This window comes from Ethanoligenens sp. (assembly GCF_047718355.1).
Taxonomy (GTDB): domain Bacteria; phylum Bacillota; class Clostridia; order Oscillospirales; family Ethanoligenentaceae; genus Ethanoligenens.
Genome location: NZ_JBDNLG010000027.1, coordinates 14,279 through 28,710, shown reverse-complemented (window position 1 = coordinate 28,710; position 14,432 = coordinate 14,279). Strand labels below are relative to the sequence as shown.

Annotated in this window: 14 protein-coding genes and 1 tRNA gene; 9 read left to right on the top strand and 6 right to left on the bottom strand. The window is 48.2% G+C overall.

Translation table 11 applies throughout. The features are described 5' to 3' along the window. The first annotated feature begins 210 nt into the window (after positions 1–210). Positions 211–1,383 carry an NlpC/P60 family protein gene (locus ABF463_RS06050; protein WP_415532669.1) on the top strand — a complete coding sequence of 391 codons (1,173 nt, stop codon included), beginning with the start codon at positions 211–213 and terminating at the stop codon, positions 1,381–1,383. 335 nt (positions 1,384–1,718) lie between these two features. On the opposite strand, the gene ABF463_RS06045 is transcribed toward ABF463_RS06050, so the two are convergent. After that, entirely contained in the window at positions 1,719–2,210 is a 492-nt protein-coding gene (locus ABF463_RS06045; protein ID WP_415532668.1) for a QueT transporter family protein, read from the bottom strand. Between the two features lie 443 nt (positions 2,211–2,653). On the opposite strand from ABF463_RS06045, the gene ABF463_RS06040 reads away from it, so the two are divergent. Continuing rightward, entirely contained in the window at positions 2,654–3,622 is a 969-nt protein-coding gene (locus ABF463_RS06040; RefSeq protein WP_415532667.1) for a phosphotransferase enzyme family protein, read from the top strand. A gap of 140 nt (positions 3,623–3,762) precedes the next feature. After that, positions 3,763–4,263, top strand: coding sequence for a hypothetical protein (locus ABF463_RS06035; protein WP_415532666.1), 501 nt, complete (start codon positions 3,763–3,765; stop codon positions 4,261–4,263). 192 nt (positions 4,264–4,455) lie between these two features. Here ABF463_RS06035 and ABF463_RS06030 read toward each other — a convergent pair whose 3' ends face one another. Both ABF463_RS06030 and ABF463_RS06025 read right to left on the bottom strand, forming a co-directional pair. Continuing rightward, positions 4,456–5,100, bottom strand: a complete 645-nt coding sequence (locus tag ABF463_RS06030; RefSeq protein ID WP_415532665.1) for a class I SAM-dependent methyltransferase — start codon at positions 5,098–5,100, stop codon at positions 4,456–4,458. Positions 5,101–5,219: 119 nt separating this feature from the next. Further along, positions 5,220–6,095 (bottom strand): polyphosphate kinase 2 family protein, encoded by an 876-nt coding sequence (locus ABF463_RS06025; protein ID WP_415532664.1) that lies wholly within the window; start codon positions 6,093–6,095, stop codon positions 5,220–5,222. A 163-nt stretch (positions 6,096–6,258) separates the two neighbouring features. On the opposite strand from ABF463_RS06025, the gene ABF463_RS06020 reads away from it, so the two are divergent. The 6 genes from ABF463_RS06020 (at position 6,259) to ABF463_RS05995 (ending at position 10,197) form a co-directional block, all read left to right on the top strand. Beyond that, complete coding sequence (locus ABF463_RS06020; RefSeq protein WP_415532663.1) at positions 6,259–7,737, top strand: glycosyltransferase family 39 protein; 1,479 nt, start codon at positions 6,259–6,261, stop codon at positions 7,735–7,737. A 131-nt stretch (positions 7,738–7,868) separates the two neighbouring features. Beyond that, complete coding sequence (locus tag ABF463_RS06015) at positions 7,869–8,861, top strand: GGDEF domain-containing protein (protein ID WP_415532662.1); 993 nt, start codon at positions 7,869–7,871, stop codon at positions 8,859–8,861. Positions 8,862–8,983: 122 nt separating this feature from the next. Beyond that, positions 8,984–9,265, top strand: coding sequence for a DUF503 domain-containing protein (locus tag ABF463_RS06010; RefSeq protein WP_415532661.1), 282 nt, complete (start codon positions 8,984–8,986; stop codon positions 9,263–9,265). Between the two features lie 6 nt (positions 9,266–9,271). Then, positions 9,272–9,829: an RNA 2',3'-cyclic phosphodiesterase gene (gene thpR, locus ABF463_RS06005; RefSeq protein WP_415532660.1), complete on the top strand. Its 558-nt coding sequence runs from the start codon at positions 9,272–9,274 to the stop codon at positions 9,827–9,829. Between the two features lie 2 nt (positions 9,830–9,831). Then, positions 9,832–10,035, top strand: a complete 204-nt coding sequence (locus ABF463_RS06000) for a YwbE family protein (RefSeq protein ID WP_415532659.1) — start codon at positions 9,832–9,834, stop codon at positions 10,033–10,035. 86 nt (positions 10,036–10,121) lie between these two features. Beyond that, a tRNA-Ala gene (locus ABF463_RS05995) sits at positions 10,122–10,197 on the top strand. 200 nt (positions 10,198–10,397) lie between these two features. Here the strand turns inward: ABF463_RS05995 and ABF463_RS05990 are convergent. The 3 genes from ABF463_RS05990 to ABF463_RS05980 form a co-directional block, all read right to left on the bottom strand. After that, positions 10,398–11,060, bottom strand: coding sequence for a V-type ATP synthase subunit D (locus ABF463_RS05990; RefSeq protein ID WP_415532658.1), 663 nt, complete (start codon positions 11,058–11,060; stop codon positions 10,398–10,400). Between the two features lie 3 nt (positions 11,061–11,063). After that, a complete protein-coding gene (locus ABF463_RS05985; RefSeq protein WP_415532657.1) occupies positions 11,064–12,464 on the bottom strand; it encodes a V-type ATP synthase subunit B in 1,401 nt (466 codons plus the stop codon). Positions 12,465–12,591: 127 nt separating this feature from the next. Further along, positions 12,592–14,367 (bottom strand): V-type ATP synthase subunit A, encoded by a 1,776-nt coding sequence (locus tag ABF463_RS05980; RefSeq protein WP_415532656.1) that lies wholly within the window; start codon positions 14,365–14,367, stop codon positions 12,592–12,594. Positions 14,368–14,432 lie beyond the last annotated feature (65 nt).

Sequence of the window (14,432 nt, the reverse complement as noted above, 5' to 3'; positions counted from 1 at the left end):
ATGATGTGTTATAATGGTAATCAGTTATTACATTTTAGTTACAAAAGCATAAAAACTCCGTTACCTGTTCGGTGGGTCGCGGAGGTGGATTATTTAGAAAACAGAAACACGTTGAAGCCAAAGTACGTTAAAAACAAGCGAACCGGGAAGCAGTGCGGGGGAGATTGAACAGTGTACTTATCAAAGAAAAAACAACGGTGGAATTTGCGTGTGCTGGTTGGAACAGCCGTATTGTCTGCGGGAATGCTGATTATGCCGTTTCAAGCATCGGCAGATAGTGTTTCCGATTTGAAACAACAATATGCAGCACTGCAGCAGCAACAGCAACAGCTTCAAAGCCAGCTGGGTGCACAAAACGGTAAATTAAAGACCGAAAAAGCCAAACAGAGCGCACTAAATCAAGAGATTACAGTGATCCAGCAGCAACTTGACCTGTTGAAACAACAGATTACAGAGACAGACACGCAGATTGCGAATAAAGAGAACGATATATACGCTACAGAGCAGCGAGTGCAGCAGAATACGGATTTGCTCAAACAGCGTCTTCGTGCGATGTATATGTCCGGCGATGACACATTTTTGACCGTGTTGCTCAATTCCAACGATATCAGTGATTTCCTTTCACGTGTAGCAATGGTGCGTGCGGTGTCCAATCACGACAATCAGATTATTCAGAGTCTCAAACAGGATGAAGATAAACTGAAAGCGGATCGTACAGCGCTTGACCAATCTAAGCAGGATTTGCTGCAAGTGCAAGGTGCGGCGGCGGCAAAGCAGGATATCCTGAACGCACAACTGACCCAGCAGGCACAGGCGGTTGCACTGGCACAGTCCGGTGCAAGTAGTTTGCAACAACAAGCCAACACTTTGAATGCACAGGCTTCTCAGACAGATGACCAAATTAATGCAGCAATCTCGGCGCAGGCAGCCGCGGCAAAAGCAGCAGCACAGTCTGTCAGCACGTCTGGCACGTCAAATACTACCGCACAGTTGAGCGCGAGCGTACTTGGCAATGCGACCGCATTGGTGGGCTATGCGCAACAGTTCGTTGGTTGTGCATATGTGTCGAATGCGGCTGGTCCGTCCAGCTTCGACTGCTCTGGTTTGGTTATGTACGTGTATGCACATGCCGCTGGTATTGGCTTGCCGCATTCTGCGGCAGCGCAGGCGGGTTACGGCACAGCGGTATCCAAAAGTGCGCTTCAGCCGGGTGATTTGGTTTTCTTTAGCGTGAAGGGCGGTTCGATTGACCATGTGGGCATTTATATAGGCGGTGGCCAGATGGTGAATGCAGAAAAGCCTGGCGTTGGCGTTGTCAAAGACGATATTAATTCCGGCTATTGGTCCTCTAAGTTTGCCGGTGCGCGGCGTATTTTGAATTGATAACGGATATGTCATAAATTGAAATTGCACGGATTTCATTTCGATATAAGGGGATTTGTTTTACAACAGCTTCTTATCACAAAAGGCCGAGGCGGTCAGCACCAAAAGGTGTTGGCTGCTTCGGCTTTTTGATGGTGTCGGATTACAACACATTTGCGTGTCTTCACACAGGGTACGCCCCCGAAACGGTAGAGAATCTGTTTTATCAGGAAGATCTGTCGTTATTCAAGACTGTTTCTTAACCAATGTATGGCAAAGGGCTGTTGCCCAACTTTCGTTTTACAACAGCCCTTTGTCTAATGCTTGAGATTTTATGTAAATTGGCAGTTTTGGCGTTAACGGGCAGACGGGGCGAATAGGCGGTGTTCCACTTTACCCAGTCCCAGCATCAGCGGGATGCCGCCTACAAAACAGACGACGGCCTCCCCAAGTGCGACTGAACCGATAGTGAGCCAAAGCGGTTCGTGCAGCACAAAATAAAGTTCAATACCTACAATCACACCGTTGCAGATGACCGGAGGCAACGGGGCCAGCCATTTGTTTGGCATCTTGTAAGTCAGCCATGCGGCAAGCAACGTCGCGCCGCTGCCCACAATGATGTCGATCGGCCCAAGGGAACTGGCAATGTTGGAAAAGATACATCCGATAAAGAGTCCGGGAATGGCCGCAGGTGTGAAGAATGGCAGTACGGTCAAAATCTCGGAAATACGGAATTGAAGCACACCGTAGCTGATTGGTTGGAACAACAGTGTAATGGCGGCATAGAGTGCGGCGATCACGGCACCGGTTGTGATGGCGCGTATCTTGTTTTTACTGAAAGTTTCCATGTTTTTTCTCCTCTTATAGACCACCCTAAGCGCACCGCTTTTACGGCTGTGAAAAACAATAAAAATGGCGCTGCTTAAAGCAACGCCATCCCACAAGCCACCCGTAAAGCGGATAACTAAGTTCCGTAGTTTTGTTTAGGGACAGGATGGTTCCGAACTGTCCTATGTGATTTTTTTCAGTATATAGGAAAGTAAACGGTTTGTCAAATCAAGGTATGGGGCGGACAGATATGAATAGACTTGACAAACCACACGCGTTCCTTTATCATAGTTTATATATAAGTGTCATAGCCGGTATGGATGGAATGCCTGCCGTGATTGCAACGGCGCAGTCGCAAGTTTGCTTGCTGCTGCGCCGTTGTTTTTTTGAAGTGAATGGTATTTTTGTCTGTAGGGCAGGCGATTCGGGCATTCCGCATGGTGGAAACAGGAGGAATGACAGTATGATACAGATGCCAGTCAAAGAGATGACACCATTGCTCATAGAACCCCCCGCTGATTCCTTGCAGCATATTTTACCCTATTATCATATGGCGGCGTCCGCGCGGTGCCGTCCGCTTTGCCGAAGACACAATCTGTTTTATCTTGTGGATGACCCGATGCAGGGGACCAGTATGGTATTGCGTGTGTCCGGCCTGCGTCGTAAGGAGGAAGAACTTGCGGCTGAGGCGCTTTGGATGTGTGAAATTCGGCGCGATACTCATTTAATGGTGCCCCGTCCTTTTCAAACCGACGCTGGTACCTTTGCCACAGCGCTTTCCCACCCACTGCTTCCGCGGGGCTATTACTGCATGGCGTTTAGTTATCTGCGCGGTACTTCTCCTGAGGTGAAACCGGATGATTATCCTGTGTTGTTTCGACGGTTGGGGGAATTGGCGGCCCAATTGCATCAAAATTCCATCTTGTGGAGCTGCGCCAATCGATTGCCTCGTTCGACCATCGATTGTGACGTGATTAACGAATCACTGTTTGAGGGACTGGACGACGCAGATTTGTTTTTACGTGTGCTTATAATCGTGCGTGAGCGACTGATTCGCTTTGGGCGTACTCCAGACCGATTTGGTCTGATTCACGCGGATTTGCGGCCCGAAAATTTGCTGGTAGATAAAGACAATACTTCATTGTTGGATTTTGATGATTGCGGATATGGGTGGTTTCTTTATGATTGCGCGGCATCTGTTTCCGGAATGGAGACCAATCCGCTCCGGTCTTACCTAATCCAGGCGTGGTTGGAAGGCTACCGCAATTATCGCAAGATTTCACGTGAGGAAGCGAATGAGCTGCCCACGTTTTTGATGCTGAACCGGCTGCTGCGGTTGGATTCGAAATTGCGTACGGGAAGCTTGTCGGAAGAATTTTTGCGTGATACAGCCGCCTTAGCTGTCCAGTATGTGTGTGCGCATACACGGTGATTTTTACGATATCCATGGCATAAGTGCGGTTTGAGGACAAATGTGTTCTTGCTGTGGCAGATATTTAAAGATTTATAGCCCTGATGTACTTGATTTTTTTCAATAAAATTGATACCATATTATAGAAGAAGGTGAGGGAAATGACCGTCAGTCAACTGGCTGGATTGTATTGGAACACCTATCAGGTTTCCAACAACAGCGCTTATAAAAATCAGCTGTCCAGTGATGCCTCCGCCGTGCAAAAACGAATGGGTGTGCAGAACTTAAGCGCGGCGTTGTCTCTGCCTAACCAAACAGGGGATTTAAGTGGTGTTTCCAATCTGAACACATATGTGTCCAGTTTATACACACGAAGTCAGATGTCGGGAACTCCTACCGTTTCCGCCAACAATAAAGCGTCTGAAAAAGCATGGAGCAGCGTCAGCAATCTTAATACTTATGCGAAATCCTTATATATAGCCAACCAATTGGGACTGACAGCTTCATCTGCAAATCTGAATGGTGTGACTACAGCCAACCAATTCGCGAAAATCAATCAATTGCAATCCCTTTTGCAGAGCAATCCTGCTACATTGATGCAGATTTATCAGAATTATCTGAGCGATAGCTTTCCAGGAGCCGTTTTCAGCAGCGTTACATGAAAGTCTATTTTTTTATGGAATTTCATATGGCGTACATTTTTTCATGGTATTCTGCTGGTGTCGGAAGAACTGCTAAACGGTAGGTTGCAGCTCTGTTATGAGAAAAGCCGATATTTCACAATGGAAATATCGGCTTTTCTATTTGCAGACAGGAACGTTTGTATAGTAGGTGTTTTGACGGAATAGGCTGTGTTATTTGGTTGCGATGCAGCACATCCAATTTTGTTCCTCTTTCAAGTGCGTTTCCACCAAAGTGAAACCAGCCTGTTTCAGTAGTTTCCCGGCTTCTTCCGGAGCAAGAATCCGCATCCCACAAGTTTTTTGCCAGTGTTCGTTGCGTTCACGAAATGCATTGCATGCATAGCATTCGTGGATGATAATGAATTGCCCGCCTGGTTTGACCACACGAGCCACTTCTGCAAAGCTGTGGGGGAGATCCGGCCAGAAATAGACGGTTTCTATAGCGACCACTTTATCAAAAGTTGCATTCTCAAACGGCAGTTTTTCCACACTGGCCTGTAGAATGCGCACGTGACCGTCTTCGATGGCCTTGTGGTTATGCGCACTCGCCCAGTTGATACAGTCTGTAGAGTGATCGATGCCATAAACGATGCCGTTTGTCGCAAGCGCCGCAAGACGCTCCACGGTGACGCCGCCGCCGCACCCGATATCCAAAGCTGTGTCTGTTGGACGTATCTGCACGTGTTCCAGACCCCATGTAGTTAACTCATAGTGGCTGCGGTTCATTCCCTCTACAACTTGACGGCCCATATTGCCGGTGGGTTTTCGAAATTGGTCAAAATCTTGAAACGTATCTGAGTGGATGTCTGTTGGCATATGGATAGCGCCTCCGCCCTGTATAGCCTAATTGTTATTGCGTATGACTATAGATTGCTAATAGTGTACCAGTTGCCCTTGGCATTGTCAACCAACGGTCCAGTGCTTTGTCAAATAATTCAAGCCTGCTCACCGATCCCATTTTGCAGGAGTTCACGATAAGCGTTCAGTACTTTTCCTTGCTCCGGCGTTGTTGTGGGGTACTGCAAGTGCAGACCTTGCATGATGTTTACGAGAATGTGAGAGATCAGGTAGCGTGCGTACCATTTCTTATCTGAGGGAATGATATACCACGGTGCGGATTTGGAAGAGGTGTTGTTGACGATTTCTTCATAACAGGCTTGATACTTGTTCCAATACGAGCGCTCCTTGACATCGGCAGTGCTGAATTTCCAGTTTTTAGCGGGGTCTTCCAGTCGGGAAAGCAGACGGTTTTTTTGTTCCTCTTTAGAAACATGCAGAAAAAATTTGACCGGCAGGATGCCGTTTTCGCACAGATACTCCTCAAATTGTCCAATGTGCCGGTAACGTTTTTCCCAGACATTGTCGGTCAGAGCGGCGGGAATATGTTCGGCAGGCAGCAAGTCATGCACACGCACCACCAAAACTTCTTCATAATAAGAGCGATTAAAAATGCCGATCTGGCCGCGTTCCGGCATGTGTACATGAGTCCGCCACAGGTAGTCATGCTGGAGTTCTTCGCTGCTGGGCTGTTTGAAGCTCCAGACCTTAACGCCCTCCGGATTCAGGCCGCTGAATACGTGGCGGATGATACCATCTTTACCTGCAGCATCCAGACCCTGTAGGATGACGAGAATTGCATAATCTTTTTGCGCATAAAGCTTGTTTTGCTCTTCTGCAAGAATGCTTTTGTTTTTTTCTAGGATGTTCAGGGCTTCTTCTTTGGACTGAAAAGATCCTGTGTCAGATGGATTTACCTCCCACAGGTGGCAGGAATGCGCGCCGTCAAAACGGAAAATGCCGGGTGTTTTCATTTTGTAAACTCCTTTTTCAGTTGGACGTCCGGTACAGTGGCAGGCAGCAAATCTTCGAACAGACTGCTTTTAGTAGTATAATAAACAATAGAAATGCAACGGCGATGCGGGAGATGCCGGTTGCTTTTCAGTGTGGGCAACGGAAATGAAAGAAGGAAATAACATGAAGTATGCAGTGCAAAAGAAATGCATAAAACACATGAATGGAGGCCTTTGGCCTTATATTGGCATTGCGGGTATTCTGGCTGTTTCCTTTTTGCTATTTAATCATTTTCCCATATTATGGATCAAAATCGGTATGGCGTCCATTCTCATCGGGTTGGGGATATTGCTGGTTATTTGGTATGCTGGCAGGCGACTCAGCAGCGCGCGCTTACTTACAGTGATTTTTGCCGCGGGATTGGTGCTGCGCATTGGATATATGCTATATACGCCCTATGCATTGCGCGGGCATGATATTGGCACATTCTTTGGGTATCAAAATGCAGGCTATATCACAACGATCTTTCTGAAAGGGCAGATGCCCTCGACGAATATCGGTATGTTTTATCATCCGCCGGTTGCATTTTTCCTGGATGCGGTTGTTATGAAAGGGTATGCACTTTTGACACCGGGAAAGGGACTTTCAGCGTGGATGGAGGCTGCTAAACTGGTGCCTGGATTTGCCTCTTGTGCGCTGTTGGTGGTGTGCCTGCGGTTCTTTCGGGAATTGGGCCTGCCACGCAGAGCAATGCTGATTGCCATGCCAATCTTAGCATTTCAGCCCACCTTTTTCATTCTGTCAGCCAGTATCAATAACGACATGCTGATGATTTTCTTTGTGGGCCTGTCTTTATTATACACGGTAAAATGGTATAAACAACAAACCATAAAAAATATATTGATTTTGGCAGTTGTAATCGCGCTTGCCATCACATCCAAAGCTTCCGGCGGTTTGGCAGCACTGTTGACAGCGGGGATTTTCCTGATGGTGCTGCTGCGGCAGGTTGGTCAAAAACGCAAACTGTTTGCACAGTTTAGCCTGTTTGCCATGGTGTGCCTGCCTCTTGGGTTATGGTATGCGGTGCGCAATCGGGTGCTTTTTGGGCAGTCGTTCGGGTATGTGTTGCCAATGAGTACCGAAGGCCCGCTTTATGTTGGCGGACACAGTTTGGTTTCACGGTTTTTATCATTCCCCATTCATGACCTGTTTACAAATCCTTTTTGCAACCCCTATGGGGATTACAATCTGTGGATCTATTTGGTAAAGTGTTCCTTGTTCGGTGAATTCTCTTTTGACAGTGCCCGCCTGTTCGCCGCACCGCTGCTCGTATTGAATTTGATTTTAATTGTGCTTTCCATTGCAGCAATGATTTGGGTGCTGCGCGCGAAAGACATGCCACGTTTGTCCCGATTTTTGCTTGGAGGCTTGTGGCTTTTGCAGATGGGCTCTTTTCTGGTGTTTAACTTCAAGTATCCATTTGGCTGTACGATGGATTTCCGCTATATCGTGCCGACCCTTATTGCGGGTGCCGGGTTTATGGGATTGGCAGCCGACCGGATGCGCCGCTTATATCCAGAAGCCGCGCGTCGTGTTTTGCCGGTTGTGGGCTGCCTGATTGCGGCGTTTGCGATTGTTTCCGCATTGTTTTATGTGTCTTAGCCGAGGGCATTTACAGAAATTTGACATAGGAATATCGGCGGAAGACTTTCTTTTACACCACCATACGGTATATAATACGATATAATGGTGTCAATTCATTTTGATAAGGATAGCCGAAAAGAGATGATGCAATGGACCGTCTTCTGGATAATGGGCAAGAATCCCGTCCGTGCTGTCGGTATCTCTCTAATATCTACGTTGGCAATCTTTGCTGTGATAGTTATACCGTTTTGCCCAATATGTTTTCTGGACAGGTATACGATATATTTTTGAAAAAGCATACCCGGGTAGGCATTACCGTTGTGCAGAATGGACATGTAGAGGGACTGGTAACCAGAAACCATATGGATCATATGATGAGCGGACAATATGGTTATAGCCTGTATGCACGACGGCCAATCTCTGTTATCATGGATCGAAGGCCTTTGGTTGTAGATTTTCAAATGCCGGTTGACATGGTGGCTAAGATGGCAATGGCGCGTCCAGCAGAGAAGCTGTACGATTGCATTGTGGTTACGCATGGTGGACGGTATGCGGGTATTGTGACAATTAAAGCTTTGCTGGAAAAATCCGTGGAAATTGAGGTATCCAATGCCCGCCATCAAAATCCGCTGACTGGATTACCGGGCAATATTCTGATCGAACAGTATCTTTCGGAATGTATCAAGGTGAATCAACCATTTACCGTTCTCTATATTGATATTGACAATTTCAAAGCCTATAATGATGTATATGGGTTTGAAAAAGGGGACTGCATCATTATGATGCTGGCACGTCTATTGGAGACATGTGCGCCTCGTACTGCGTTTGTCGGGCATGTAGGCGGAGACGATTTCATCATAGTATTGAAAACGTATGCGGTGGAGATACTATGTGAACAGTTGATTGCTGCATTTGATAAGCAGGTGCGGGACGGCTATACACCGGAAGATCTGCAGAAGGGGTTTATTGTTGCCAAAAATCGCAAGGGGGAAATCGAACAATTTCCTGTGATGAGCATTTCTATTGCGGGAGTGACCAACAAGAAGAGCGATGTTCGCGATGTGTTTCATTTGGCGGAGCTGGCGGTTGGTTTAAAAAAAAGATGCAAGCGGCGGTGGACGAGCTCGTATATAGTGGAATAATACGCTTTTAGAAATGCCGGTTTCCTCATACAGTATGTAAAGGGGCGTTATGCAGACTGTGCGGGTCTTACCAACATGATGGGTCGAAAGCCTATGATATTTGGAGAAACGGGGGAAAGATCATGCAAATCGGCGTGCTGGAAATACGGCTGTATATCCCGTGGTCGCATTCTCTGAAAGAAAAACGGATGGTCGTGAAAAGCATTGTCGCAAAAGTGCGGCATGTGTTCAATGTGTCTGTCGCGGAGATTGCAGAGCAGGATATCCATCAGGTGGCAGTGCTTGGCGTCGCGTGCGTATCCGATGCGGCATCACATGCCGACAGTATTTTAGACCATGTACTGGATTTTATAGAGGAGAATACGGAAGCGCAAATGGTGGATGTACAAAGGGAAATCAGGTGACAGTGGGTGCGTGCTTTTATTGCCATCGTGTTGGAACCGTGTATTGCGGAACAAGTCGCCCAATGGCAAAATTATTTAAAGCAGTCCGGTGTATGCGGGCGTTTTACTGCACAGGAAAACCTGCATCTGACGCTTGCATTTCTTGGGCAGACGGACCGAATGGACGACGCACTGCATGCCATGCAGGAGGTCACGGAGTCGGCGTTTGTACTTACCATAGATCAAGGCGGGTGCTTTAAAAAACGCGGTGGAGATGTGCTGTGGATGGGTGTGAAGCGCAGCAAAGCGCTGACGACTTTGCAGAGCCGATTATGCGAGCGATTACAGGCAGCGGGCTTTACGTTGGAAGAGCGTTTATATATTCCGCATATCACATTGGGACGGCGGACGACGCTGCCACCCTCCTTGAATTTAGCGGCACTCAATTGGCCTGTGCTTATCCAGTCGGTGCGGGAAATCTGCCTGATGGAATCTACACGGGTCGATGGGCGCTTGTGTTATCTTCCCAGAGCAAGTGTGCCTCTAGAAGAACATGCATACGAATCAAACGTTAAGGAGAAATAAGAATGGATGGAAAGACGCGTAGCAATATCCACATCGGCGCATTGGTAGATGTGGTGTTGAAAAAAGATCAGCCTACAGGCAAGCTCACACGAGGGCATGTGCAGCGCATCCTCACACACAGCCCCACGCACCCGCATGGCATCAAAGTCATGCTGGAGGAGGATAATCTGGTCGGGCGTGTGCAGGAGATCTTGGGGGATAAATAAAAAGTTGTAAAAAAGCTGCTGAAACACTTGCATTTCTTTTAGGAAAGTGATATGATGATTAAGCCGCTTCGGTTGGCGGCTGTTTTGGGGGATTAGCTCAGCTGGGAGAGCGCCTGCATGGCATGCAGGAGGTCAGCGGTTCGATCCCGCTATTCTCCACCAAATGGATAAAAAAGGCCATCGTATTTTTGAATACGGTGGCCTTTTTGTATTGATATATCCGGGTCTTGCAGTCCTATATGCAGTCAGTACAATAGTAACTGATTAAGAGTAAGAAGACAGCGCGTATTCGTGAAACAGCAAATGGCCCCTGTATAGAGCCAAACGACTCTATACAGGGGCCATTATTACACAGGGATTTTCTAAGAAGCAGCTTTCCCTTCGTCTTCAAGGGTAACGGCAGCCTCTAAGCGTTTGCGCTCTTTGGTCTTGCCGATGACTTTTTGACGGGAGAATTCTTCACGCTCTTTTTCTTCCAACGCCTCGGTGATAAACTTCACATTTTCCTCGAAGCGGGGAATGATGATGTTTTTCAAAGCATTGGCGCGGCGCTGCGTCTTACGGATGGAGTTTGCCAACCGGTAAACGCTGTTTTCAATCTCTGCCAATACGGTTGTGAGTTGCTTTACATGGTAGAAACTGATGAATGCGTCGTCCAACATGGAATTAGAGGTAGAAAAGTTGTAGTAGGGTTTTGGTGCTTTGTCTTCATACGTCACGATGGGGATTTCCACTCCCATAACACTCCGTGATGTAATGTTGACACCGGTCTCGATTGGTACCGTCTTTGAGATGTTATCGATGATACCCAGTGTGATATTCGCTTTTTGCAGCGCACTGTAAGCACGTGAGTAGGTTTCGTCAATTTGGCTCTGCACTTTATTAGCAGTGTCAATCAGACCCATCATCTCGCGGATTAGGATGTTGCGCTTGCGATCCATTAGATCATAGCCGAGTTTCGCCAGCGAAAGGGAACGCTTGACGGCGATCAAGTTACCTTTTGTAGGGAATATGGTTTCCGCCATCGGTTATTCCCCCTTCAATTCCTCAGCAGATTCGGGTTTGTAGAATTTATCCAACAACTTAGAATCCACACGATCAAGTTCTTCTTTCGGCAACAGAGAAAGTAATTTCCAACCGAGATCGAGCGTATAGTCGATGGTACGGTTTTCATTAGCGCTCTGGCCAACAAAGAATTTCTCGAATTTCCGGCCAAATTCCAGGTATTTCTTATCCACAGCGGACAGTTCCTCTTCACCGATAACCGATGCGAGGGAACGTGCGTCCTGCACTTTGGCATAAGAAGCGAACAACTGGTTGGAAACTGCGGAGTGGTCACCGCGGGTGAAACCTTCACCAATGCCATCCTTCATCAAACGGGAAAGAGAAGGCAGGATACCGACCGGCGGATAAATACCGGTCTGGTCAAGGTTACGGTCCAACACGATCTGGCCTTCCGTAATATAGCCAGTAAGGTCAGGAATCGGGTGGGTGATGTCGTCATTCGGCATCGTCAGCACGGGAATCTGCGTAACGGAGCCTTTTCTGCCCTTAATCATGCCGGCTCTCTCATACAAGGAGGCCAAGTCAGAATACAGGTAACCAGGAAATCCTTTACGACCTGGAATCTCACCTTTGGAAGATGAAAATTCGCGCAGCGCTTCAGCATAGGATGTCATATCCGTCATGACGACGAGGATATGCATATCCTTCTCAAACGCCAGATATTCGGCGACCGTCAGCGCGCAACGCGGCGTCAGGATACGCTCAATAATCGGGTCGTTGGAAAGGTTAAGGAACATGACCACGCGCTGGAGCACGCCGGATTCCTCAAACGAACGTCGGAAATAGTCTGCGACGTCGTTCTTTACACCCATGGCGGCAAACACGATGGCGAATTCGGAACCCTCTTCTGCCGCAATCTGCGATTGGCGCACGATCTGTACAGCCAGCTCATTATGCGGCATACCGGAACCAGAGAAGATCGGCAGCTTTTGGCCGCGAATCAACGTCATCAGTGCGTCGATGGACGAAATACCGGTGCGGATATAGTTACGAGGATAGATACGGGAGACCGGATTGATTGGGTTGCCGTTGATATCGCGGCGCTGTTCGGGGAAAATCTCTCCCAGTCCGTCAATCGGGCGGCCAACACCATCGAAAATGCGCCCCAACACTTCTTTGGAAAGGGCAATTTCCATTGGACGGCCTTCAAAGTGGGTATGTGTATTGGTGAGTGAGATACTTTGCGTACCTTCAAACACCTGAATGATTGCTTTTTCGCCTTCAATTTGAATCACACGACCGGTTCTGTGCGTGCCGTCGTCAAGAGCGATATCCACCATTTCTTCAAAAGCGGTATCTTTGACGCCGTCGAGTGCAATCAACGGACCGTTGATCTCTTTGAGGCCAACATATTCAAGACTCATATGAACCTCCATGCGCCAGGCGCATCGAAATTTGGGGACAGCCGCCGCGTGAGAATGTGAGTAGGACGAACCTGCCGATTACAGGAAAGCAGAGCAATGGTAAATGGCGGCATGACACGATGCAAGTTTAGCTGGCTGCCTTTGCGCCGGCGACAATTTTGTCAAACGTTTCGTCGATTTCCTTATTATACTCGTCAAACAGTTCCAGTTTGCTGTTGGGGATATCATACTTGATCTTGACAACCTTATTATACAGACCGGTTTCCAGCACCTTCGAGATAGGAATGGCCGCAGCCACGATCTCTTTCGAGCGATGGTACAAGTGCAGGATGATTTCCATCATTTTCAACTGCTTTTCGATAGGAACAAAGGTGTCCTCCGCGTGGAATGCGTTTTGCTGGAGGAAACCGACACGGATGATGCGCGCGATTTCAATGACGAGTTTCTGGTCGTCGGGCAACACATCGGAACCGATGAGCTTGACAATTTCCATCAATTTGTTTTCTTCATGCAAGATGGTGTTCAGTTCATTGCGGAATTTGATGAAATCCGGGCTTACATTCTTGTCAAACCAAGGTTTCAGATCGGCGATATATTCGCTGTAACTGGAAATCCAGTTGATAGCGGGATAGTGGCGCGCATAAGCCAGCGCTTTATCCAATGCCCAGAAGCAGCGGATGAAACGTTTGGTGTTCTGCGTAACCGGCTCGGAAAGGTCGCCGCCCTGCGGGGAGACAGCACCGATGATGGATACGGAACCCTCGGTGCCATTGAAGTTGTGCATATATCCCGCACGTTCGTAGAACGCGGACAGACGGGACGGCAGATATGCCGGGAAACCTTCTTCAGCGGGCATCTCTTCCAAACGGCCGGAAATCTCGCGCAGTGCCTCTGCCCAACGGGAAGTGGAGTCAGCCATGATGGCAACATCGTAGCCCATGTCGCGATAATATTCCGCCAACGTGATGCCGGTGTAAATAGACGCCTCACGGGCGGCCACAGGCATGTTGGAGGTATTGGCAATCAACACGGTGCGGTCAGTCAACGGTTTGTTGGATTTCGGGTCAATTAGTTTAGCGAATTCTTCAAGAACATCCGTCATTTCGTTGCCGCGTTCACCGCAACCGATATAGATGATAATATCGGCATCGCACCATTTGGCGATCTGGTGCTGCGTCATCGTTTTACCGGTACCGAACCCACCAGGGATAGCGGCGGTGCCGCCTTTGGCGATTGGGAACAATGCGTCGATGACACGCTGCCCGGTAATGAGAGGCCGGTCAATCGGGATGCGCTTATCGACCGGGCGCGGTACACGAATCGGCCATTTGTGGCAAAGCGAGAGAGTGTGTTTTTCACCCTTTTCGTCTTCAATCGTGACGATGGTGTCGTTGATTTTGTACTTGCCGTTTTTCACGGCGGAAACCACTTTGCCGGAAAGGTTTGGTGGAACCATGCATTTGTGTTCGATCAGCGATGTTTCGGGCAGCGTGGCATAGATAAAGCCGCCCTTTAGCACGTCGCCTACTTTGACGGTAACGGTTACATCCCATTCTTTTTCAACATCGAGGGGGGAAACATCCAACCCTTTTTCAATAAACGGGCCGCATTTGCTCTCGATGTATTTCAGCGGGCGTTGAATACCGTCATAAATATTGGTCAGAATACCGGGACCGAGGGTCACCGACATCGGCGCATCGGTCTTGTAAACAGACTCGCCAGGCTTAAGGCCCGTGGTCTGCTCATAGACCTGGATGGTGGTGAACTGATCGGTGATGCCGATGATCTCGCCAACCAGACGGCTATCGCCAACATAGACCATCTCCTGCATGGAGAAGTCTTTGGTACCTTTTACGGTGACAACAGGACCGTTGATACCGTAAATCACATTATTGGAACCCATTTTTTCACCTACTTTAATAAGCCTTGGGGATATGCGCTGCGGTAAAAACCGCATGCAGACCGTTC

Excerpts from the sequence above, each read along its gene's own strand:
- ABF463_RS06045 (WP_415532668.1), bottom strand. The coding sequence starts at position 2,210 with ATGGAAACTTTCAGTAAAAACAAGATACGCGCCATCACAACCGGTGCC.
- ABF463_RS06040 (WP_415532667.1), top strand. The coding sequence starts at position 2,654 with ATGATACAGATGCCAGTCAAAGAGATGACACCATTGCTCATAGAACCC.
- ABF463_RS06035 (WP_415532666.1), top strand. The coding sequence starts at position 3,763 with ATGACCGTCAGTCAACTGGCTGGATTGTATTGGAACACCTATCAGGTT.
- ABF463_RS06030 (WP_415532665.1), bottom strand. The coding sequence starts at position 5,100 with ATGCCAACAGACATCCACTCAGATACGTTTCAAGATTTTGACCAATTT.
- ABF463_RS06025 (WP_415532664.1), bottom strand. The coding sequence starts at position 6,095 with ATGAAAACACCCGGCATTTTCCGTTTTGACGGCGCGCATTCCTGCCAC.
- ABF463_RS06020 (WP_415532663.1), top strand. The coding sequence starts at position 6,259 with ATGAAGTATGCAGTGCAAAAGAAATGCATAAAACACATGAATGGAGGC.
- ABF463_RS06015 (WP_415532662.1), top strand. The coding sequence starts at position 7,869 with ATGGACCGTCTTCTGGATAATGGGCAAGAATCCCGTCCGTGCTGTCGG.
- ABF463_RS06010 (WP_415532661.1), top strand. The coding sequence starts at position 8,984 with ATGCAAATCGGCGTGCTGGAAATACGGCTGTATATCCCGTGGTCGCAT.
- ABF463_RS06000 (WP_415532659.1), top strand. The coding sequence starts at position 9,832 with ATGGATGGAAAGACGCGTAGCAATATCCACATCGGCGCATTGGTAGAT.
- ABF463_RS05990 (WP_415532658.1), bottom strand. The coding sequence starts at position 11,060 with ATGGCGGAAACCATATTCCCTACAAAAGGTAACTTGATCGCCGTCAAG.
- ABF463_RS05985 (WP_415532657.1), bottom strand. The coding sequence starts at position 12,464 with ATGAGTCTTGAATATGTTGGCCTCAAAGAGATCAACGGTCCGTTGATT.
- ABF463_RS05980 (WP_415532656.1), bottom strand. The coding sequence starts at position 14,367 with ATGGGTTCCAATAATGTGATTTACGGTATCAACGGTCCTGTTGTCACC.